General features: G+C 67.2%; 18 protein-coding genes. 7 read left to right on the top strand and 11 right to left on the bottom strand.

All coding sequences use genetic code 11. From position 1 onward, the window contains the following. Positions 1-6: 6 nt before the first annotated feature. Genes phhA through fahA form a run of 4 tightly spaced genes read left to right on the top strand, consistent with a single transcriptional unit; the run spans position 7 to position 3,839 of the window. On the top strand, positions 7-879 hold the full coding sequence (gene phhA / locus OLX23_RS11930; protein WP_264445218.1) for a phenylalanine 4-monooxygenase: 873 nt from the start codon (positions 7-9) through the stop codon (positions 877-879). Beyond that, positions 876-1,976: a 4-hydroxyphenylpyruvate dioxygenase gene (gene hppD, locus OLX23_RS11925; protein ID WP_264445217.1), complete on the top strand. Its 1,101-nt coding sequence runs from the start codon at positions 876-878 to the stop codon at positions 1,974-1,976. The genes phhA and hppD overlap by 4 nt, the downstream gene beginning before the upstream one ends. Next, positions 1,973-2,554 carry a VOC family protein gene (locus tag OLX23_RS11920; RefSeq protein WP_264445216.1) on the top strand — a complete coding sequence of 194 codons (582 nt, stop codon included), beginning with the start codon at positions 1,973-1,975 and terminating at the stop codon, positions 2,552-2,554. Before hppD ends, OLX23_RS11920 begins: the two co-directional genes overlap by 4 nt. Beyond that, complete coding sequence (gene fahA / locus OLX23_RS11915; RefSeq protein ID WP_264445215.1) at positions 2,547-3,839, top strand: fumarylacetoacetase; 1,293 nt, start codon at positions 2,547-2,549, stop codon at positions 3,837-3,839. The genes OLX23_RS11920 and fahA overlap by 8 nt, the downstream gene beginning before the upstream one ends. Here fahA and OLX23_RS11910 read toward each other — a convergent pair. The 6 genes from OLX23_RS11910 to OLX23_RS11885 form a co-directional block, all read right to left on the bottom strand. Next, positions 3,836-4,096, bottom strand: coding sequence for a hypothetical protein (locus tag OLX23_RS11910; protein WP_264445214.1), 261 nt, complete (start codon positions 4,094-4,096; stop codon positions 3,836-3,838). The two genes, fahA and OLX23_RS11910, sit on opposite strands and share 4 nt — an antisense overlap. Next, entirely contained in the window at positions 4,093-5,676 is a 1,584-nt protein-coding gene (locus tag OLX23_RS11905) for a PepSY-associated TM helix domain-containing protein (protein ID WP_264445213.1), read from the bottom strand. The genes OLX23_RS11910 and OLX23_RS11905 overlap by 4 nt, the downstream gene beginning before the upstream one ends. Next, positions 5,673-5,990: a hypothetical protein gene (locus tag OLX23_RS11900; protein WP_264445212.1), complete on the bottom strand. Its 318-nt coding sequence runs from the start codon at positions 5,988-5,990 to the stop codon at positions 5,673-5,675. The genes OLX23_RS11905 and OLX23_RS11900 overlap by 4 nt, the downstream gene beginning before the upstream one ends. Positions 5,991-6,072: 82 nt before the next feature. Continuing rightward, on the bottom strand, positions 6,073-6,870 hold the full coding sequence (locus OLX23_RS11895) for a GDSL-type esterase/lipase family protein (RefSeq protein ID WP_264445211.1): 798 nt from the start codon (positions 6,868-6,870) through the stop codon (positions 6,073-6,075). A gap of 61 nt (positions 6,871-6,931) precedes the next feature. Further along, positions 6,932-8,335: an FAD-binding oxidoreductase gene (locus OLX23_RS11890; RefSeq protein ID WP_264445210.1), complete on the bottom strand. Its 1,404-nt coding sequence runs from the start codon at positions 8,333-8,335 to the stop codon at positions 6,932-6,934. After that, the gene (locus OLX23_RS11885) at positions 8,335-10,581 is read right to left on the bottom strand and encodes a TonB-dependent receptor (RefSeq protein WP_264445209.1); all 2,247 of its coding nucleotides are present in this window, start codon (positions 10,579-10,581) and stop codon (positions 8,335-8,337) included. The genes OLX23_RS11890 and OLX23_RS11885 overlap by 1 nt, the downstream gene beginning before the upstream one ends. A gap of 262 nt (positions 10,582-10,843) precedes the next feature. Here OLX23_RS11885 and OLX23_RS11880 point away from each other — a divergent pair, with 262 nt between their 5' ends. The 3 genes from OLX23_RS11880 (at position 10,844) to OLX23_RS11870 (ending at position 13,769) form a co-directional block, all read left to right on the top strand. After that, on the top strand, positions 10,844-12,385 hold the full coding sequence (locus tag OLX23_RS11880; RefSeq protein ID WP_264445208.1) for a PQQ-dependent sugar dehydrogenase: 1,542 nt from the start codon (positions 10,844-10,846) through the stop codon (positions 12,383-12,385). Positions 12,386-12,504: 119 nt separating this feature from the next. Next, positions 12,505-12,954 (top strand): hypothetical protein, encoded by a 450-nt coding sequence (locus tag OLX23_RS11875; protein ID WP_264445207.1) that lies wholly within the window; start codon positions 12,505-12,507, stop codon positions 12,952-12,954. Then, positions 12,954-13,769, top strand: a complete 816-nt coding sequence (locus tag OLX23_RS11870) for a ferredoxin--NADP reductase (protein ID WP_264445685.1) — start codon at positions 12,954-12,956, stop codon at positions 13,767-13,769. The genes OLX23_RS11875 and OLX23_RS11870 overlap by 1 nt, the downstream gene beginning before the upstream one ends. A gap of 194 nt (positions 13,770-13,963) precedes the next feature. On the opposite strand, the gene OLX23_RS11865 is transcribed toward OLX23_RS11870, so the two are convergent. The 5 genes from OLX23_RS11865 to OLX23_RS11845 all read right to left on the bottom strand — a co-directional run bounded on the left by OLX23_RS11865 (position 13,964) and on the right by OLX23_RS11845 (position 21,067). After that, on the bottom strand, positions 13,964-14,689 hold the full coding sequence (locus tag OLX23_RS11865; RefSeq protein WP_264445206.1) for a FadR/GntR family transcriptional regulator: 726 nt from the start codon (positions 14,687-14,689) through the stop codon (positions 13,964-13,966). Further along, complete coding sequence (locus tag OLX23_RS11860; protein WP_264445205.1) at positions 14,686-15,453, bottom strand: helix-turn-helix transcriptional regulator; 768 nt, start codon at positions 15,451-15,453, stop codon at positions 14,686-14,688. Before OLX23_RS11860 ends, OLX23_RS11865 begins: the two co-directional genes overlap by 4 nt. 81 nt (positions 15,454-15,534) lie before the next feature. Continuing rightward, a complete protein-coding gene (locus tag OLX23_RS11855; protein ID WP_264445204.1) occupies positions 15,535-17,631 on the bottom strand; it encodes a TonB-dependent siderophore receptor in 2,097 nt (698 codons plus the stop codon). Positions 17,632-17,722: 91 nt separating this feature from the next. After that, on the bottom strand, positions 17,723-17,911 hold the full coding sequence (locus tag OLX23_RS11850; protein WP_264445203.1) for a hypothetical protein: 189 nt from the start codon (positions 17,909-17,911) through the stop codon (positions 17,723-17,725). Between the two features lie 12 nt (positions 17,912-17,923). After that, on the bottom strand, positions 17,924-21,067 hold the full coding sequence (locus OLX23_RS11845) for an autotransporter domain-containing protein (RefSeq protein WP_264445202.1): 3,144 nt from the start codon (positions 21,065-21,067) through the stop codon (positions 17,924-17,926). Positions 21,068-21,110 lie beyond the last annotated feature (43 nt).

The raw sequence follows: 21,110 nt of genomic DNA, 5'->3' as shown, positions 1-21,110 counted from the left end.
ACGCGAATGGCCGAAGCCGAGCTCTCACGTCCCGCGGGCACCGCGGAGGACTGGACTGTCCCGCAGGACTGGGCCGCCTATACGCCTGCCGAACATGCGATGTGGGACAGGCTCTTCGCGCGCCAGGCGGCGATGCTGCCCGATCGCGTGGTTCCCGAATTCATGGCCGGGCTCGACATGCTCCGCATGGACAAGCCCGGAATACCCGATTTCGAAGCGCTGTCCGAGCGGCTGATGAAGGCCACCGGCTGGCAGGTCGTCGCAGTGCCGGGACTGGTGCCCGATCGCGTGTTCTTCGAGCATCTGGCCAACCGCCGCTTCGTCGCCGGGCGCTTCATCCGCAAGCCCGAGCAGCTCGACTATCTCGAGGAACCCGACGTCTTCCACGACGTCTTCGGCCACGTCCCGCTGCTGTCGCACCCGGTCTTCGCCGACTACATGCAGGCCTATGGCGAAGGCGGTCTGCGCGCCGACGGGCTCGGCGCGATCGACCGGCTGGCCCGGCTTTACTGGTACACCGTGGAGTTCGGCCTGATCCGCGGCGCAGGCGGCCTCAAGCTCTACGGCGCCGGCATCGTCTCGTCGTTCGGCGAGTCCAAGTTCGCGCTCGACGATCCCTCGCCCAACCGCATCGGCTTCGGCCTCGAACGGCTGATGCGCACCGAATACCGCATCGACGACTACCAGCAGTCCTACTTCGTCATCGACAGCTTCGAAGACCTGCTGCGCCAGACGATCGAAACCGATTTCGCCCCCCTCTATCACCGGCTCGAAGGCCAGCCCGATCTGACACCCGAGACCGTGCTGCCCGAGGACCACGTCTTCACCCTTGGCACCCAAGCCTATGCCCGCGCCAAGCTTTCAAGGACTCCCGCATGACCGACCTGTTCGAAAACCCCATCGGCCTCGACGGATTCGAATTCGTCGAGTTCTCCGCCCCCGAGAAGGGCCTGCTCGAACCCGTATTCACCGCGATGGGCTTCACCCTGATCGCCCGGCACCGCTCGAAGGATGTCCAGTTGTGGCGCCAGGGCGGGATCAACCTGATCGCCAACTACGAACCGCGCAGCCCCGCCGCCTATTTCGCCGCCGAGCACGGCCCTTCGGCCTGCGGCATGGGCTGGCGCGTCAAGGATGCGGCCAAGGCCTATGCCGCCGCGATCGAGCGCGGCGCCGAGCCTGTCGAGGTGCAGACCGGCCCCATGGAACTGCGCCTGCCCGCGATCCGCGGAATCGGCGGCTCGATCATCTACCTGATCGACCGTTATGACGGGAAGAACGGGGCCGAAAACCTGTCGATCTACGACATCGACTTCGTCTACGAAGCCGGCGTCGATCGCAATCCCGTCGGCGCTGGCTTCACGATCATCGATCACCTGACGCACAACGTCTACGGCGGCCGCATGGCCCACTGGGCCTCGTTCTACGAGCGCGTGTTCAACTTCAGCGAGATCCGCTATTTCGACATCAAGGGCGAATATACCGGCCTGACCTCGCGCGCGATGACCGCGCCCGACGGCAAGATCCGCATCCCGCTCAACGAGGAAGGCGCCAGCGGCAAGGGCCAGATCGAGGAATACCTGCGCGCCTACAACGGCGAAGGCATCCAGCACATCGCGCTCGCCTCGAACGATCTCTACGCCAGCTGGGACAAGCTGAACGCGCTGGGCAACGACTTCGTCCCCGCCCCGCCCGCGACCTATTACGAACTGCTGGCCGAGCGTCTGCCAGGCCACGGCGAGCCGCTTGACGCGCTCCAGTCGCGCGGCCTGCTGCTCGACGGTTCGACCGATGCCGGCGATCCGCGCCTGCTGCTGCAGATCTTCGGCCAGCCCAAGATCGGCCCGGTGTTCTTCGAGTTCATCCAGCGCAAGAAGGACGAAGGCTTCGGCGAAGGTAACTTCACCGCGCTGTTCAAGTCGATGGAACTCGACCAGATCCGCCGTGGCACCCTGTCGGTGGAGCCGGCCGAATGAGCGAGCATCCCAGCGGGCATCCCATCAAACTGGGCGGTATCCACCATGCCGCCTATCGCTGCCGCGACGCCAAGCAGACGGTGGAATGGTACCAGCGCATGCTGGGCATGACCTACACCACCGCCTTCGCCGAGGATCACGTTCCCTCGACCGGGGCCTATGATCCTTACATGCACGTCTTCCTCGACGCGGGGAACGGCAACGTCCTGGCCTTCTTCGAACTGCCCAACCAGCCCGACATGGGCCGCGACGAGAACACCCCGGCCTGGGTCCAGCACCTGGCATTTCGCGTGGGCAGTCTCGACGAACTGCTGGCCGCCAAGGCGCATCTCGAAGCGAACGACGTCGACGTGCTGGGGCCGACCTATCACGGCGTGTTCAAGTCGATCTATTTCTTCGACCCCAACGGGCACCGCGTCGAACTGGCCGCCGACATCGGCACCGATGACCAATATGCCGAGCTGCAGCGCGTCGCGCAGCCCATGCTCGACGAATGGAGCCAGACCAAGAAAGCACCGCGCCACGCCGAATGGCTGCACGCCGTGGAATCCAAGGGGGAAGAAGACGACGATGCTTGACGAAACGCACGACGCCGGGCGCAAGTCCTGGGTTGAGAGCGCCAACGGCCATGCCGATTTCCCCGTGCAGAACCTTCCCTACGGCGTCTTCGCGCCCGAGGGCGAGGCACCGCGGATCGGCGTCGCGATCGGCGATCAGATCCTCGACCTCGCCATCTGCGCCGAACGCGGGCTGTTGCCGCCTCATGTCGTCGACGTCTGCCTCGACGACACGCTCAACCGCCTGCTGGCCCTGCCGGTCAAGGCGCGCGGCGAACTGCGCAAGACGATCAGCGACCTGCTGACGCGCACGAGCTTCCGCGGCAGCCTCAGCGACGCGCTGTACCCGGCGGCCGACTGCGTGTTGCACCTGCCCGCGCGGATCGGCGACTACACCGATTTCTACGTCGGGATCCACCACGCCAACAACATCGGCCGACAGTTCCGGCCCGACAATCCGCTGCTGCCCAACTACAAATACGTGCCGATCGGCTATCACGGCCGCGCCTCGTCGGTGCGCCCCTCGGGCGAGCCGCTGGTACGCCCCAAGGGTCAGCGCAAGCCGCCCGAGGCCGAGGTGCCCGTTGTGGGTCCGACCGCGCGGCTCGACTACGAGCTCGAGCTCGGCGTCTGGATCGGTGCGGGCAATGCGCTGGGCGAGCCGATCCCGATCGCCGAGGCGGCCGATCACATCGCCGGCTTCTGCCTGCTCAACGACTGGTCGGCGCGCGACTTCCAGGCCTGGGAATACCAGCCGCTCGGGCCGTTCCTGGCCAAGAACTTCCAGTCGACGATCTCTCCCTGGGTGATCACGCCCGAAGCGCTCGCACCGTTCCGCATGGCCCAGCCGGCGCGCCCCGAAGGCGATCCCGCGCCGCTGCCCTACCTTGCCGACGCCGACGACCAGGCACACGGCGCGCTGGCGCTGACGCTCGAGGTCTGGCTGACCACCGCGAAGATGCGCGAGCAGGGCCTCGAGTCGCTGCGGCTCTCCACCGGCCCGGCGAGCTCGATGTATTGGACGGTCCAGCAGATCGTCACGCATCACGCCTCGAACGGCTGCAACCTCCAGCCCGGCGATCTGCTCGGCACGGGCACGATCTCGGCGCCGACGCGCGAGGGCTTCGGCAGCCTGATGGAGCTCAGCGAGGGCGGCAAGCGCGCGATCGCACTGCCCGGCGGCGAGACGCGTACCTTTCTCGAGGACGGCGACGAGATCACGCTCAAGGCCAGCGCCTCGGCACCCGGCCGCGTGACCATCGGCTTCGGCGAATGCCGCGCGCGGGTTCTGCCCGCTCGGGGCTAGGCGCGGACGCGGACCTGCGCGACCAGCCAGCCGGCGATCGCGCAGGCGCCGAACCAGACGAGGAAGGCCGCGGAATCGCCGAGCACGGCGAGAACCAGGCCCGGCACCAGCGCGATGGCTGCCAGCGCACGGCGTTTGCCGCTGCCATCAGCCTTGTCACGCAGGCCGATCGTGCGACGCCGCTTGGGGTCGCCGTGCCAGAGCAGGGCGATGATCGCGAGCGAGATCGCGACGGCGGGATAGAGCAGCCAGGTCATTCGGCGGGCTGCAGCGCGAAGTCGTCGGCGCCGCGGTCCTCGTGGCGCTGGCCGAGCAGGTTCCACAGCGCCCAGCCGCCGCCGAACCACAGCGCGAGGTCGACCGCCGGGATCGCCAGTTCGCCCGTCGCCAGGGCCGGTCCCCAGCCCGGGCCGCCCGTGGCGAAGCGCACGAAAGGCAGCGCCACCAGCAACACGGCCATGCCGATCTGCAGGGCGCGATCAAGCCTTGCGTTGCTCAGGACGAAAGCCGCGGCGATCGTGACGAGGCAGGCCGCGACGAAGCTCGTCGGCGTCCAGAACACCGCCGTACCGAGCGGCATGGTCACGAGGAAGGCGGCGGCGCAGACGAGCAGCGCAAAGGGCAGGCCGAAGCCGACCACGGTGGTGGCGCGCTCGAGCCAGTCGAGCGACCGCGCACCCTCGCGCCGACGCACCAGCCAGAGGCGCAGGCCGGTGAGGGTGACGTAGCACATGGCGAAGCCCAGCCCGAACCAGACGGCCTTCGAAAGCACCCCGGCGAAATTGCCGAAGTGCAGCGGGCCCATGATCGCCGCGAGCGTGCCGCCCGCCGAAGGCCGCGTGCCGATCGAGGGCTTGGCCCGGTCGAACTCGCCCGTGGCGCCCTTGTAGACCAGGGTGCTCGGCTCAATGTCGCCGGCCTTGGGCATGTGGAAGGTCGTGACCACGGCATCGGCGCGGCCGAAATGCTCGATCGTCATGAAGGTCGGCGCGCCGCCCGCGCGCTTCGCCGCGTCGGCGGTGATGCGGTCGAGATTGCCGATCGCCTTGGGCGTCGGGTCTGGCTTGCCGGGATTGCCGAAGACGGCCTCGCTCAGTGCCACCTGATCGCCGCCGAAGGCCGCCATTGCGACGATCGGCACGCCGACCGTGCCGAAGAACGAGAAGAACGAGCCGGTGAAGGCCAGGATGAAGGCGAAGGGCAGGCTCCAGGTGCCCGCGACCGAATGCCGGTCGCGATCGACCAGCACCGGGTTGGCCTTGCGCCGCAAGGTGAAGATGTCCTTGAACAGGTGGCGGTGGATCAGCAGGCCCGAGATCGCCGCGACGAGCATGGCCAGGCCGAGCACGCCGGTCAGCAACAGCCCCCAGGGATTGGGCAGGTGCAGCCGCACATGGGTATCGACGAGGAACGAACTCAGCGCGTCGTCGTTGCGCGGGCCGAACACCTCTTCACCCTTGCCGCGCAGTTCCTTCTGCACGTTCCCGGCCGCATCGAGCTGGTAATAGACGCCGCGATCGACGGGTTCGCCGTTGGGCTTGAGCTCGTGGCGATGGAAGAATACGCCGAGGTTGTGATCGCCGATCTCGAAGGCGTTGACGTCGTCGCGGAACTCGGCCGGGGTGCGCGGAATCAGCGCGCGGACCTGCGCGTCGATCGGCTTCTCGAAAGCCGATCGCGTCTCGACGTGGCCCGCCGACCAGGCGCCGATCTCCTCGGCGAAGACCGCCGCCATGCCGGTCAGCACCACGGCATAGAGCAGCAGCCCCAGCACGATGCCCGACCAGCCGTGGACGGCGACCATCAGCTTGGTCTCTTCCTTGGGGAGATGGATCATGACTTCGCCTCATGAGCTGCGGCGGGATGAACGGCGGGTTTCGACATGAACTTGTTGGCGACGAGACCCGCATGGATCACGCAGAGCCCGAGTGCGACCACGGCGACGCGGCCCAGCTTGCCGTCAAGGCAGGCGTGGAAGAACAGCGCGGCCCAGATCAGCGGGAACAGGATCAGCGGGAGCACGAGATTGTCGATCTGTGCGGCGCCCTGCGGCAGCCACAGCGCCATGCCCGCCATGATCACCAGAGCGATGATGAAGGCGCCGGGTCCGGCGAAGCCGACCCTGATCCATTTCCGAGCTCGTAGCGACATGGCACCACGCTAGCCAAGTATCGCGCCGCGGACAAGGATAACGCAACCGACTCGCAATAACGATAGCGAGATGTGCGGCTGCCTAGCGCTGTTGCAGCGCCCGCGTCGCCAAGGGCGCGATCGCGGCATAGCCGGCGGCATTGGGATGGGTACCGTCGAAGGTGTATTCGGGGCGCAGGCCGCCGGTCGGCGTCGCCAGCACCGTGCCATAGTCGACGAAGGTCACGCGTTCGCGCGCGGCGAGCTGGCGCAGCCGCAGATTGAGCGCGGCGATCGTCGAGGCCGGGCGCAGGGTCGGCGTCCAGTTGAACACGACCGAGGGCGGCGTCGCGGCGAGGACGACGCGGATGCCCGCGGCCTTGGCCAGGACGACCATCGCGGCAATGTTGCCCTCGATCGCATCGAGCGTGGTCGGCCCGGTGTTGCCGGCAATGTCGTTGGTCCCGGCCATGATGTGGACCACGCGCGGGCGCAGCGCGATCACGTCCGAGGGAAAGCGCAGCAGCATCTGCTGCGTGGTCTGGCCGCTGATGCCGCGGTTGATCCGCCCCGTGCGGTAGAACGCGGGATCGGCATAACCCCAGTTCTCGGTGATCGAATCGCCCATGAACACGACCTCCCGCGCCGCCTGGGGCATCGTGCGCAGACGCAGGTTGTCGCCGCGATACTGGCAGATCGCCGGCCAGTCCCCCTTGCGCGCCTCGGCATAGGCCGCGCGATAGGCAGCGAGCTCGGCCGCGGGCGGCGGGGTCTGCACACCCTTTCCCGAATAGAAGGCACTGCGCCAGGCCGCCATCTGCGGCGGCACGACGACCGGCACCGGGCAGGGATTGTCGGTGACGCCGAGCGCGGCGGCGGCGAGCAGGAGCGAGAGCGGCATGGGGCCGTCCTAGATCAGCGACGCGCGCAAGGCGATGCCCGATCGGCACCCGCCGCCGATCTCAGAGCGCGAAGATCTTGCCCGGGTTGAACAGGTCCTGCGGATCGAGCGCGCGCTTGAGCAGGCGCATGACCTCGACCGTGCCCTCGCCCAGTTCCTCGGCCAGCCATTCCTGCTTGCCCAGGCCGACGCCGTGCTCGCCGGTACAGGTGCCATCCATCGCCAGCGCCCGCGCGACGATCCGCGCGTTGAGCGCCTCGACCTCGGCCAGTTCCTCGGGCGCATTCGGATCGATCGAGAAGATCACATGGAAATTGCCGTCGCCGACATGGCCGACGATCGTGCCCGGCACGCTCGCCGCGGCCAGATCGACCTTGGTCTCGGTGATGCATTCGGGCAGCCGGCTGATCGGCACGCAGACGTCGGTCGCCCAGCCGATCGCGCCCGGGCGCAGGTTGACCGCGGCGTAATAGGCCTCGTGCCGCGCCTTCCAGAGCTTCGAACGGTCTTCCTGAGTCGAGGCCCACTGGAAATTGCCGCCGCCGTTCGCCGCCGCAAGTTGCCCCACCGTCTCGACCTGCTCGGCGACCCCCGCGGGCGAGCCGTGGAATTCGAAGAACAGGGTCGTGACCTCTGGCAGATCGAGCTTCGACCACGTGTTGCAGGCACGGATCTGCACGTCATCGAGGATTTCGACCCGCGCCAGCGGCACGCCGAGCTGGATCGACTGGACCACGGTATCGACCGCGCCCTGCAAGGTCTCGAAGCCGCAGACCGCGGCGGAGATCGTCTCGGGGATCGGATGGAGGCGCAGAGTCACTTCGGTGATGACGCCGAGCGTGCCTTCCGAGCCGACGTAAAGCCGCGTCAGATCGTAGCCCGCGGCAGACTTGCGCGCGCGGCGCGCAGTACGGATCACCTCTCCCTGCGGCGTGACCACGGTCAGCGACAGCACGGCCTCGCGCATCGTGCCATAGCGTACGGCATTGGTGCCCGAGGCGCGCGTCGCGGCCATGCCGCCGAGCGTGGCGTTGGCCCCGGGGTCGATCGGGAAGAACAGGCCCGTATCGCGCAGGTGGACGTTCAATTCCTCGCGCCGCACGCCGGCCTGGACCGTGCAGTCGAAGTCCTCGGCATGGACCGCGACGATCTCGGTCATCTGCGAGAGGTCGAGGCTGACGCCGCCGCGCACCGGCAGGGCATTGCCCTCGATCGAGGTGCCGGCGCCGAAGGGCACGACCGGCACCCCCGCCGCGACGCACATGCGCACAAGCGCGACGACCTCTTCGGTGCTCCGCGCGAACACCACGGCATCGGGCAGGACCGGATCGAAATGCGCCTCGCTGGTGCCGTGCTGGCGACAGATCGCCTCGCCCGTCTGCACGCGATCACCGAACCGCTCGCGCAGCGCGGCGATGAAGGCGGGCGCAACGGGCACGCGCTCGAGAATGGCCGGCTGGTGCATCAGAACCGGACCGTGCCCTCGGCGCCGACCATCCGCGGCTGGATGAACGAGGCATAGTAGACCGCACCCGGCGTGTTGCTCGGCGCCAGGGCAGCCTGGGCAGCGACATTGATTGCGCGCTTGTCGGTCAGGTTCTTGGCGAAGACCGAGAACGAGAGGTTGCCCGTCTCCACCCCCGCGCGCAGATCGACCGTGGCATAGCCGGCAAGGCGCTTGGGGAAGCGCAGCGCATAGTCGCTGATCCGGTCGGACACGAAGTTGAGCGTCGCGCCGAAGCTGGCCTTGGCATCGCCCGCGAGCGGCACCGTATAGTCGGCCGAGGCCGAGCCCGACCAGTGCGGCACATAGGGCAGCCGATCGCCGTCGCGCCCGCCCGCCGCCGGTGCGGCCGAGGTCAGCTTGGCGTCGATGTAGGAGACGTTGGCGCCCAGCGACAGGCCTTCGACGGGGCGATAGCGCAAGGTCGCCTCGCCGCCCTGGCTGCGCGCCTTGCCGCCGTTGACCAGGTAGTTGAAACCGCCGCCGCTGGTCTGGATCTGGACGTTGTTCCAGTCGGTATAGAACAGCGCGCCCTCGAACGAGAGGCTGCGGTCGGGGGTCTGCGCCTTGAGGCCCACTTCGTACTGGGTCAGCCGGTCGGGCTGGAAGGTCAGCGGGATGTTGCCCGTCGGTGGCGCCGGGTTCGGGCCGCCCGGACGATAGCCTGTGGCGACGCGGCCGTAGACCATCAGATCGTCCGAGACCTTGAAGCGCGGCGAGACCAGCCAGGTGGTGACGTTGTCGCTGGCCTTGCCCGGCACGATCAGCCGCGTCGGGCCGATGATGATGCCCTGATAGTCCTGCAGGTAATCCTGCTTGTCGTGGCTGTAGCGCAGGCCGGCAAGCACGTCGAACTTCTCGCCGAGATGCAGGCGCGCATTACCGAACACCGAATATTCCTCGTAGGAGGAATCGATCGAGGCAATCGCCAGCGGCCGCGGCAGGGTCACCGCCGCGCCGGTGCTGACGAGGAAGGCGTCCATGCCCGGAATGCGGTTGGTGTCCTCTTCCTTGGTCCAGTAGAAGCCCGCCTGAAGATCGAGCGCGCCGCCGAGCAGTTCGTTGGCGCTCGCGCGCGCCTCCTCGGACCAGCGCGAGGTGCGCTTGATCGTGTTGACGCGCACGCCGAGGTTGTTGCCGAGGCCGAGCAGCGGGCCCAGCGCGGCACCGAAGCCGCGCGTGTTGTCGGTGATCTCCTTGAAGTAGATCCGCTGGTATGTGGTCGACGAGACGAGATCGATCTTGCCGAGTTCGGCCTTCAGGGTCGCGTTGTAGAGACGCAGGCGCACGAAGCCCTCTTCGCGGACGACGCGGTTCGCCTGGAAATCACCGGTGATCGGCCTCAGCGTGACGGCATCGACGTCGGTCAGGTTGGTGCCGTTGCTCTTGGTGTCCTGACCCATCGCCGAGAGATCGAGGCGGACGTTGTCGGCCAGCTTGACCGCCAGCACCGCGCGGCCGCCGCGGACCGTCGCGCGGTTGATGTCCTTGCGGCCGGTGCGCGCGTTGACGTTGTCGACATAGCCGCCGTCGCGGCGGAAGAAGCCCGAAACGCGCAGGCCCAACACGTCCTTCTCGATCGGCAGGTTGGCCATGCCGCGCAGCGCGAAGCCCATTTCGCCCTTGGCGACGGTGCTGATCCCGCCCGAGACCTGGGCCGCATAATCGTCGAGGTCGACGCCCGTGGTCGCGAACTTGAGCAGGCCGCCGACCGCGCCCGCACCGTAGAGCGTGCCCTGCGGCCCCTTGAGCACTTCGATCTGCGCAAGATCCGAGGGGTCGAGATCGGGGGTGATCGAGCTGCCGCCGGTATAGGCGTTGACCGAACCGACCGGCGCCTCATCGACGTAGTAGCCCGTAGTCGAGCCCGGCTGCGCAGCGCCGGTGGTGATGCCGCGGAGGGTCACCTGGGCATTGCCCGTGCGGCCCGAGGTCAGCGACAGGCCGGGGACCCGCGTGGCATAGTCGGAAAAGCGGACCACGCCCTGCTGGGCAAGGTCGTCGGTCGCGAGCACCGAGACCGAGGCGGGCACGTCCTGCAGGCGCTCGGCGCGCTTCTGTGCGGTGACGACGATCTCGCCGTAAGCGGGTTCGGCCGCGCCGCCCTCGGGCTCGGCCGTCTGCGCGAAGGCATGGCCTGCAGACAGCGCGGCCAGCGCGACGCCAGCCTTTGCCAGGATACCGCGGCAGCGATTCGAAGATGCCATTTGTCTTTCCCCTCCGCTCGTCGGGGGCGAACCCGCGAGCCGAACCTATCTGATAGCCCAATATTCCTATCAGATAGGTCTCGCATGTCGATCATGTTCGACTGTGCCGATCGGCTGAGACGCTTTGCCGACTTTGCCCCACCGGGCGCCGCAACCAAACCGGAGATCGTTCGGCTTCGGCGCAAAACCTGGGCCGGACGGCGCTTGCGGAGCGGGGCTAGGCCTGCAACACTTTGTGCGGGGGTGCTGAGCGAGGTCTGACATGACGTCTCACGTGCAGCGCTATGGTTTTCTCCCCATTCTATCCGCCCTGGCGCTGACGCTCTCTTCCTGCAGCGATGGCGGGGGCGGCAATCCCGCAACGGGAACCGGCCCGACCCCGCCCAGCTTCACTTCGGCCACCACCGCCTCGGTCGTCGAGAATGCCTCGGGCACGATCTACACCGCCGTCGCCACCAGCTCGAGCGGTGCGCCGCTCACCTATTCGATCACCGGCGGTGCCGATGCCGCCCTCTTCCTGATCAGCGCCTCGGGCGCGCTCTCGTTCAGGACGCCGCCCGATTTCGAGACCCCGGTCGATTCCAACCGCGATAACGTCTACGACGTCGTCCTCTCGGTCACCGACGGGCAGAACAGCGCCACGCGCACGGTGGCGATCACCGTCACCGACAGCGTTAGCGGCGGCTTCGCGGTCCGACGCGTCGGCACCGGTTTCGCCGCGCCGGTCTACCTGGCACCCATAGCCGACGGCAGCGGCCGCGTTCTCGTCGTCGAGCGCGCCGGGCGGATCCGCATCCTCAACCCGGCAACCGGCGCGATCGCAGCAACGCCGTTCCTCGACATCACCGGCCAGGTCTCGACCGATGGCGAACGCGGGCTGCTCGGGGTCGCGCTCGCGCCCGACTATGGCACGAGCGGCCGGGCCTACGTCTATCTGACGGGGACCGACGGCGCGATCCAGCTACGCCGCTACGTCGCCAGCGCTGGCAGCAAGGACGTGCTCGATCCGGCGAGTTCAGACCTGCTGCTGACGATCCCGCACCCGCGCAGCAATCACAACGGCGGCTGGCTGGGCTTCGACAAGGCCGGCCTGCTCTATGTCGCCACCGGCGACGGCGGCGGCTCGAACGATCCCGATGGCAATGCCCAGAACAAGTCGACCCTGCTCGGCAAGATCCTGCGGCTCGACGTGTCGAAGGACGATTTCCCGAGCGATCCCAACCGCGACTACGCCATTCCGCCGGCCAATCCCTATGCCACCAGCGGCGGCGCGCCCGAGGTCTGGCTCTACGGCTTGCGCAATCCCTATCGCGCAAGCTTCGATCGCGCGAACGGCGACCTGTGGATCGGCGACGTCGGCCAAGGCGCGATCGAGGAGATCGACCGCGTCCAGACCACCCAGGCAGGGCTCAATCTGGGCTGGCCGCTGTTCGAGGGCACCCAGGCGACGCCCGGCGCCAGTCCCGCGGGCATCACCATGCCGGTCACGCAATATTCGCACGGCAGCGGTCCGCTGCAGGGGGCCTCGCTGATCGGCGGCTATGTCTATCGCGGTTCGCTCGAAGCGCTGCAGGGACTCTACATCTTCGGCGACTTCATCAGCAACAATGTGTGGTCGGTCCCGATCGCCGGGCTCACCCAGGGCACGACCGCGCCGAGCACGACTTTCACCAACCGCAACGCCGCCTTCACCCCCAATGCCGGCAGTCTCACGCAGATCACCAGCTTCGGCGAGGACCAGAGCGGCGAACTCTACATCGTCACGCTCGGCGGCGACGTGTTCAAGATCGTGCCCAGCAGCTAACGAGGAACGCGACAAGAGCGGCTATCCGCCCCAGCAACACTTCTTATATTGCAAATGACTCTCAATAGCGTACAGGAAGCTCCGCCCGATCGGGGCGTGCCGTCCGCTGGAGAGTGTCCATGTACGATTTCGTCGACCGGCCGGTGGAAAGCCTCGGCAATGGCGGCCGTTTCCTGCTCTGGGCGATGCGCGGCTGGACCCACGCCACGTCGCGCGGAGCCTGCCAGCCCGTAGCCCTGACGCGCGGCTTCGCCGGGGTCGGTGCGCTCGCGGCCCTGCCCGCGTTTCACACGGCAATGGCCCTGCTCCACCGTGGCGCAAGCGAACGCCTGAACCTGGCGCCGATGGCCTGCGTCCAGATCGTCGAGGACGAAGCGCTGCTCGCGGGCCTCTGGCGCGATGCCGCGCTGAGGCATGAGGCCGCGCTGCGCGGAACCCTGGCGCTGATGATCGAGGAAGACAGCGTGGCACCGACCGCACAGGCGCTGACCGCAGCGGCCGAACGGCTGGCAGAGGTCGGCCTCGCGCCGTTCGAGCCGAGCTGCGAAACCCACAAGGAGTCCAAATGATGAGTGACCGCAAGGCCGCCGTGGCCAATCTCGCCCCTTCGGCCGCGCTGACGGTCGAAGAAGTCCGCTCGGTCCGCCACTGGAACGAGCACCTGTTCAGCTTCACGATCTCGCGGCCGGCCTCGTTCCGCTTCCGCTCGGGCGAATTCGTCATGATCGGCCTGATGGGTGAGGAACGCCCGCTGCTGCGCGCCTATTCGATCGCGAGTCCCGCCTATGCCGAAGAGCTCGAATTCCTCTCGATCAAGGTGCCCGACGGCCCGCTGACCTCGCGGCTGCAGAAGATCCAGCCCGGCGACCAGGTGTTCCTCGGCCGCAAGCCCGTGGGCACGCTCGTCACCGACGCGCTGCTGCCCGGCAAGCGACTGTTCCTGCTCTCGACCGGCACCGGCCTCGCGCCGTTCCTCAGCCTCGCGCGCGATCCCGACGTCTACGAACGCTTCAGCCAGGTCCTGCTGGTCCACTGCACACGCCAGGTCAGCGACCTCGCCTTCCGCGAAGAGCTCGAGAGCCAGCTCGCCGGCGATCCGCTGGTTGGCGAACAGGCGCTGCTGCAGTTCCACTACCTGCCGACGGTGACCCGCGAGCCGTTCCGCACGACGGGCCGCATCGGCGCGCTGATCGCGGACGGCACGCTGTTCGGCCATCCGCTGGTCGGACCGAAAGAGCTCAATCCCGAAACCGACCGCGTCATGATGTGCGGCTCGATGGCGATGATCCGCGAATTGCAACACCAGCTCGAAGGCCTGGGCTTCACCGAAGGTTCGAACGCCAAGCCCGGCGACTTCGTGATCGAACGCGCCTTCGTGGACTGAGTCGGATGCCCGACCAGGGTGACACATGTGTCACCCTGTCACCTGGCCGCATCGGCATAAAATCACGCTAATTCAATGCGCCGCCCAGCCCCGCTCGGGTGACACTTTTCCAACACCGCCGACAATTCCAAACAAGCACGACGACGTGCCACGGGCAGTATCGCAGATCGCAGCGCGGTAGGAAACGTGGCCGCTCAGTTCGGCTCGCGCAGCCGCATCAGATCGCCGATCGAGGTGTCGAAGTGCCGGTCCATCAGCGCGATCGCGCGCGGCGCGTCGCGATCGACGATGGCCTGGGCGACGTCGCGGTGGAGTTCGAGCATTTCCTGCCGCTGACCTTCGGTCTGGCGTGTCTGCCAGGCGCGCGGCACGGCCATGTCCATCAGCCGGCTGAACGAGCGCACGATCTGGTGGAACAGCGGATTGCCGCTGGCCTCGGCGATCGCATGATGGAACTGGACGTCGGCCTCGCTGAGCCGCGCAAGATCGCCGGCAGCAGCGGTCATGGCTTCGGCCGCGGCCAGGATCTGGCGCGCCTGCGCCTCGCTGCGGTTCTGTGCGGCCAGGCCGACGGTACGCAGTTCGAGCGTGCGGCGCACGTCCCAGACGTCGACCACCGAGACCTGGGCGGTCGCCACCGCATGATCGAGCGACGAGGCCATGACCGACCCGTCGATCGCGGCGACGCGCGCACGCCGGCCGTTGGCGACGTCGATCTGGCGCAGCGCCGCGAGCGCACCGAAGGCCTCGCGCATGACCGCGCGGCTGACCTCGAGATCGGCGGCGAACTTGCCCTCGCCGGGCAGCGCATCACCGACCTTGAGATCGTTATCGCGGATATAGTCGCGCACCGCGGCCATCGCCCGCTCGACGAGCGTGGTCTTGCCGGTCGCGGCCTGGTTGGTCGTCGGCTCGCTCACGCAGCGATCTCCCCCTTGTGCCGCAACTGGCTCGGCGAGAGGCCGTAGCGCCGGGTGAAGGCCCGCGTGAAGCTGGCGTTGTTGAGATATCCGCAGCGATAGCCGATCGTCGCCACCGGCAGGTCACTGGTCAGCAGCAACCGCCGCGCCCCGCTCAGGCGGTTTTCCGTCAGAATGTCGGCCACGGTCGCGTTGTAGACGGTGCGGAAGCCGCGCGAGAGCTTGTCGCGATTGATTCCGCAAGCGCGCGCGATCGCTTCGAGCGTGAGCTTCTCCTGCCACTTCTCGTCGATCATCCGCCGCGCCGCGGCGATCCGCGCGGCGTCGAGCTCGTTCATCAGCCCCCCGCCCTCGACCGGGACGAGCTCGCCTTTGGCCAGCACGGCGAAGGCCTGGCACAGCAGGTCGACGCTGCGCGCGCCCTGGAGCATCGCGCGCGCGGTCGGCGCGGCCTCGCAATCGAGGATCGAGCGCACGATGTCGCGCAGCCGGCTCGGCAGGTACCAGTTGCCCGCCTTCGCCGGCAATCCGCCGAACAGCCGTCGGCAGGCCTCGCGCTGGACGACGAGGACAATCTCGGCGGTCATCTCGGTCGCATCATCGGAATGCGGATCGAACCGGAGCACGGCCGCGGCCTCGCACTCGAGCCCGGCGAACCCGACGACCAGGCTGTCGCTCGGCAAATCCTCGCGATTCAGCCCACCGGGGCCGACAAAAGCGACAAATTCGGCCGAAACATCAATGCGCAACTTGGACTCGGTCACAGCACCCTCCGCGAGGAGGGGCTGTAAACCTGTCAGAAAGGTCTAACAACACCTATCAGGTAGGTTAGACTAAAGTCTAAGTCAGAAGCTCCAGCCGATCGTCCCCATCACGTTGCGCGGGGCGGCCATGAAGCAGTCGCCGCGCGCAAGGCACGAGGCGAACTTCTTGCTGTTGAGCAGGTTCGTCGCGTTGACCGCGAAGCGCCAGTCGCCCCAAGTGATCTCGGCCAGCGCATCGACCGTGGTCCGCGCGGGGGTGACCACCGAATAGAGCGTGCCCGCCGGAATCGTCGGGTTGAGCCCATAGGGATCGAGCGGACCGGTCGACTTGCTGTTGCTGTTGTAGACCACGCCCGCACCCAGACGCAGACGCGCCTCTTCGGGCAGGCCGAAGGTCTTGGTGGTCCAGGCCGAAGCCGTGTGCCGCGGCATGTAATCGAGGCTGGTGTTGGTCTCGGACTTGAGCTCGCTGTAGCCGTAGTTGAGCAGCAGTTCGAAATTGCCCGGCAAGGTGTGGCTCGCCTCGAACTCGATGCCCTTGGTCTTCAGCCGGCCCGACTGGGTCGTAGCATTGCTCGCCAGATAGAGGACGCGGTTGCGTTCCTTGATCTGGAAGGCCGTGACCGTGACCAGCGTGTTGCGCTCAGGCTGCCACTTCACGCCGACCTCGAACTGGGTGCCTTCCTGCGGCTTGTAGGGCACGCCGAAGGTGCCGTCGGCATTGGCGATCCGGCCGGCGAGCGGCAGGAAGCTCTCGGTGTAGGAGAAGAACGGCGAGAAGCCCGCACCGATGTCGCCGATGATGCCCGCGCGGAAGGTCGTGGCATTGTCGGTCTGGCCCGACGAACCCGTGACGTGGTCGCGACGCGCGCCGAGCACGAGCGAGACGCGATCGTAGAAGCGGATCTGGTCCTGCACGTAGATGCCGAGTTGCTTCTGCGATTCCTCGGCGAAGGGACCGGTGGGATCGTAGGTCTTCAGCGCGGCGTAATCGATGTTGTAGAGATCGATGATCTCGGTCCCGCCGGCATAGCGCTTGCCGACCTCGTTCCAGCTGTAGTCGACCCCGACGAGCAGCTTGTGCTCGATGTTGGCACCGGTGTTGAAGGTGAACTGCAGGTTGTTGTCGGTCGAGAATACGTTCATCCGCGCGTCGCTGGCATCGGCGTAGAGGCCGATCGTGCGGCGGTCGGTACCGTAGACCGCGAAAGGATCCGACGGGTTGGTGTAGCTGTCCGCGTAGTGCGTGAAGTATTCGAGATTGGTGTCGATATAGCGCGCCTTGAGGCTCAACCGCACGTTGTCCGAGAAGTTGTGCGTGACGCTGCCCATGACCTGCGCCGAGTGGCCCTCGTAGCGATCCCAGCCGGGCTTGCCGACGAAGGTGTACATGTCGAGCTGGCGCGGCTGGCCGGGGTTGGGCTTGAAGGTACCGACGATCGGCAGGAACTGCGAGGTCGAGCCGGTGTGATCCTTCTGGTAGAGCCCGGTCAGCACGACGTCGGTGTCGGGCGTCGGCTTCCAGCGGATCGACGGCGCGATCATCACGCGATTGTCGGGCACGTTGGCGACATAGGTATCAGCATCGCGCGCGCGGCCGACGAAGCGCACGGCCAGAGTGTCCGACAGCGCATAGTTGACGTCGCCTAGCAATTCCTTGCGATCGAAGCTGCCGTAGACCGCGCTGAATTCGCCGCGCGTCTCGAAATCGGGGGTCTTCGACACGAGGTTGACCAGGCCGCCGATCGAACCTTGGCCGAACAGCACCGAGGCCGGGCCGCGGACGATCTCGACGCGCGAGAAGTTGTAGGGATCGGAAGTGACGCTGGCGTAATACGAGAAGATGTCGCGCATGCCGTCGCGGAACTGGAGCGCGTCGAGACCGCGGACGTTGAAACCGTCGACGCGGGTGTCGCGGCCATAGGGGCTGGCGAGGACGCCGGCGGCGTACTTGACCGTGTCGCTGATGCTGATCGCGCCCTGGGCCTGATAGGTCTCGGCCGAGATGACCTTGATCGGCTGGGGCAGCTCGATCAGCGCGGTATCGGTCTTGGTACCGGCGAAGCCCGTGACGACGATGTCTTCGGCATTGCCGGTCTCGTCAGCCGCGGCCTCTTCGGCCCAGGCGGCCTGCGACACGAACAGCGAGGCGACGCCCGCCAGCAGAATGGACCTCATGTTTTATTCCCTTTGTCGAACCCTGCCGAGCCCTCTAGCCATTTGCTAAGAATTCGCAATAGCAATGACGGGAATATTGGACGAGATCCGCTTAGGCGCGGGCCCTCAGCTGCCACTTGGTCGGCCGCAGTTCGATGCCGTGGCCGAGCAGCAGGCGGCGAACCGTGCTGCCGGCGCAGGCATGATCGGCGGCGATCGTATCGAACGGCTCGCCGGCCTCGTAGCGTGATAGAATTTCCGCGAAGTGCGGTTCGAGCCGGCGAAGAACGTATCCGCTCACGCCGGCCCCCGATCAGAAGGCCACGCTCAGCGAGGCGCGCCCGCCGTAGCTCATGTTGCCCTCGGTCCTCTCGGCCCGCGCCGCGATCTTCCAGGTGAAGTCCCAGCCTCCCGCAAGCAGCCGCGCTTCGCCGAGCCAGCTCGACTTGCGCCCGTCGGGCGTGATCGCGAAGACATCGCCGTCCTCGAAACTGGCGTAGGTGGTGCCGAGCGAACCCGAAACCGCGTTGCGGCGGCCACCCTCGAACTCGATCGTCAGCGGCCGCTCGTCCTTCGTGCGGCGGCCGAAGCGGTAGGAGGCGGTGATGCTGGTCGTCGCGGTCAGCGCCGTGCTCTTGCGGCCTTCGACCGTCAGATCCATCGCCGTGCCGCCGCCGGTCTCGGTATAGCCGTTCTCGCTGAGACGGTAGTAGTCGAGCGTGCCTTGCGGGCGCAGCGTCAGGTTTTCGCCCACGTCGAATTCATAGGAAGCACCGGCCGCGCCCGAATAGAGCCAGCCCTTCCAGTCAGCGGAATTGCTGTAGGTGAAGCTGGTGCCGTTGTTGTCGCCGGTGAAGCTGCGCTCGCTCGACAGCGAGACGCGCGCCGCCGATCCGCGTGCGAAAGCGTAGAACGGGCCCTTGGCCAGTCGCCAGAACAGCGCGACCTCGTGCTGCGAGCTGTCGACCTTGCCGGTGCCGCCATTGTTGTCGATCGTACCCTTGAGCCAGGCATAGGACACGCCGACCCGGCCGAAGCCGACGTCGCGTTCGAAACCGGTGGTCAGGCCCCAGCCGCTGGCCTTGTAGGCGGCCGTGCCGGTCGCGTCCTTGCTCGTGCGCCAGTAGACCGGCTCGAACCAACCGCCGACGTTGGAGATGTCGTGGATCGAATCCGCGTCCATGACGTGCGCCGCGGCCAGACGCGAACCGCGCGTGACCGCGTTGAACACGCCGCCGGCATGATCGGGCAGGAGCTGGTCGAACTGGGTCTGCAATGCCTCGGCACTGTCGATGCCCAGCACGTCGGCGGTCATCTTGGTGTCGCTGGCGGCAGCCTCGACTATCGCCTCGTAGCCCTGCGAGGCCGCGCGGCGCAGGCCGAGCTCGCTCGCCGCCTTGCGGCGGATGGTCAGCACCAGATCGTTGCCTTGGGCCGCGACCGAACCCGCATAGATGTAGGGCAGCGCCGTGCTGGTGTTGTCGAAGGTGCCCGTGCCGTTGAGCGTGCCCGCGGTCAGCACGGTGTAGCTGCCCTCGGCACCGACCAGCGAGGAGATCGTCGCCGAAATCTTCGCGCCGCTGGCGAAGGTCGCGGTCTGCGCGGTGACGAGCGAGCTCGTGCCCTTTGCGCCATCGATGTAGACGCCGAAAGTACCGCCCGAATTGACCGTCAGCGAGCCGACCGAATACTTGTCGGCCGCGCTCGCGCCGAAGGTGCCGCCGTTGACCGTCACCGCGGCCGCATTGCCATTGGCGATCGTGCCGAGGAACTTGGCGCTGTCGGCCAGGGTCAAGGTGCCGGCCGTGCCGCCGAAGTCGATCGTGCCGTAGAAGCTCGACTTGCCCGACAGTGCGGCAGAGGCCGCGCCGGTGCCGAAGAACACCTTGCCCGAGTAGAGCGCGCGATCGGACAGGACGAGCTTGTCGTCGCCGGCGTTGAAATAGGTGTTGCCGACGATCTGGCCGTCGCTGGCCGAGAGCGTGTCGTTGCCCGAACCCGTAACGATGTCGCCTCGGATCTGGGTGTAGACCGTGGTGTCGACCGTGCCGTCCTTCTCGACCGAAGCACGCGTCGCGGCATCGGTGGAATTGATCGACTGGCTGATCGTCACGCCCGTGGTGTTGGCCGACAGGTCGATCGCGCGGCGGACGTCCTCGCTGGTACCGCCGACCGAGATCGATCCGGTGTTCTCGATCGTGGTCAGCGTGCCCGACAGGTCACGCACGCCATAGACCGCGCCGTCGCCGGGCGAGGTGATCGCGGCGGTGATCGCGCCACTGTTGACGAGCTTGCCGACGGTGGCGCCCTCGTTGATCAACAGCGCCGTCGCGGTCGCATCGACCGTGTTGGCGGCGATCGTGCCGTTGACCGCGATGCCGCCGGGCAGGTTCACTGTCCCGCCCTTGCCGCCGATCACCACGCCATAGGCGTCGGTCGAGGTAAAATAGGCATTGCCCGTCGCCGAACCGTCGATGACCAGCGAATAGCCGCCGGTATAGCCGGTAACCGGAGCGATCGTGATCGGGCTGGCGCCGCCGATCAGCAATGCCGGACCGTTGCCGTAGGAGATCAGCGAACCAGTGCCTTCCGAGCTGTCGGCGATGCCGTCACCATCGACGTCGGTGTTGGTGGTCGAGGTGGTCGGCGGTACGCCGACGATCACGCCGCCCGCGACATTGCCCGAGATCACCGCCGCCGGCGCACCGACGCGCAGGTCGCCGCGTGCCAGCGTGGTCGTGGTGCTGTTGTCGTTGGTGTAGGAGACCGCCTGCTGGACGGTGCCCTGGATCGTCACCGTGCCGCCGACGTCGCCATTGACCGCGAGCGCGGTCGCACCCTCGCCGATCGCGGTAATCGTGCCTGCGCTGATCAGCACGTTGCCGCTGACCGCACCGGTCTTGATGCCCACGCTGTTGTCGCCGATCACGCGCACCGTGCCGCTGCTGGTCAGCGAGCCCTGCAGCGCCGAATCGAGCACGATGCCGCCCGAGTTCAGACCTTCGACCGTGATCGAGCCCGAATTGACGACATTGCCCGTGACCGTGCCACCGGGCAGCGTGCGGATGCCGTAGCGGTTGCTGGCCGAGGCGATCGGGCCATCGGCGATACCGTTGCTGTCGGCATCGGCGGGAACGAAGTCCTCGGTCACGGCGATCGTGCCCGAATTAGTGATCGTCGTGCTCGTACCCGCCGCGGCAGTGATCGCAGCGGCGCCGTTGGCGCCCGCGACCTTGAGGTTGCCCGCGTTGCTGACCTTGTTGTTGCTGTCCACCGCCACCGCAGTGCCCGATGCGACCGAGATCGTGCCGTCGGCCGTGACCGTCACGTCACCCGCGCTAGCGGTCTTGAGCGGCGTGGTGGTCGAGGTGCTGACCGAGGTGTCCGCCAGCGCGGGAGAGGTCACGAGAGCGGCGGCAAGCGCAGCGAGGCAGGAAGTCGTCGAGAAGCTGCGCATCGGCAAAGGGCGTCCTGATCGAAGAGAAATGGAGCGGAGCTCC

This window comes from Novosphingobium sp. JCM 18896, from assembly GCF_025938095.1.
Classification (GTDB): Bacteria; Pseudomonadota; Alphaproteobacteria; order Sphingomonadales; family Sphingomonadaceae; genus Novosphingobium.
The sequence above is the reverse complement of the archived record's forward strand: the minus strand, read 5'-3'. Positions and strand labels throughout refer to the sequence as shown.

Coding starts and splice junctions, on each gene's coding strand:
- phhA (WP_264445218.1), top strand. CDS start 7: ATGGCCGAAGCCGAGCTCTCACGTCCCGCGGGCACCGCGGAGGACTGG.
- hppD (WP_264445217.1), top strand. CDS start 876: ATGACCGACCTGTTCGAAAACCCCATCGGCCTCGACGGATTCGAATTC.
- OLX23_RS11920 (WP_264445216.1), top strand. CDS start 1,973: ATGAGCGAGCATCCCAGCGGGCATCCCATCAAACTGGGCGGTATCCAC.
- fahA (WP_264445215.1), top strand. CDS start 2,547: ATGCTTGACGAAACGCACGACGCCGGGCGCAAGTCCTGGGTTGAGAGC.
- OLX23_RS11910 (WP_264445214.1), bottom strand. CDS start 4,096: ATGACCTGGCTGCTCTATCCCGCCGTCGCGATCTCGCTCGCGATCATC.
- OLX23_RS11905 (WP_264445213.1), bottom strand. CDS start 5,676: ATGATCCATCTCCCCAAGGAAGAGACCAAGCTGATGGTCGCCGTCCAC.
- OLX23_RS11900 (WP_264445212.1), bottom strand. CDS start 5,990: ATGTCGCTACGAGCTCGGAAATGGATCAGGGTCGGCTTCGCCGGACCC.
- OLX23_RS11895 (WP_264445211.1), bottom strand. CDS start 6,870: ATGCCGCTCTCGCTCCTGCTCGCCGCCGCCGCGCTCGGCGTCACCGAC.
- OLX23_RS11890 (WP_264445210.1), bottom strand. CDS start 8,335: ATGCACCAGCCGGCCATTCTCGAGCGCGTGCCCGTTGCGCCCGCCTTC.
- OLX23_RS11885 (WP_264445209.1), bottom strand. CDS start 10,581: ATGGCATCTTCGAATCGCTGCCGCGGTATCCTGGCAAAGGCTGGCGTC.
- OLX23_RS11880 (WP_264445208.1), top strand. CDS start 10,844: ATGACGTCTCACGTGCAGCGCTATGGTTTTCTCCCCATTCTATCCGCC.
- OLX23_RS11875 (WP_264445207.1), top strand. CDS start 12,505: ATGTACGATTTCGTCGACCGGCCGGTGGAAAGCCTCGGCAATGGCGGC.
- OLX23_RS11870 (WP_264445685.1), top strand. CDS start 12,954: ATGAGTGACCGCAAGGCCGCCGTGGCCAATCTCGCCCCTTCGGCCGCG.
- OLX23_RS11855 (WP_264445204.1), bottom strand. CDS start 17,631: ATGAGGTCCATTCTGCTGGCGGGCGTCGCCTCGCTGTTCGTGTCGCAG.
- OLX23_RS11845 (WP_264445202.1), bottom strand. CDS start 21,067: ATGCGCAGCTTCTCGACGACTTCCTGCCTCGCTGCGCTTGCCGCCGCT.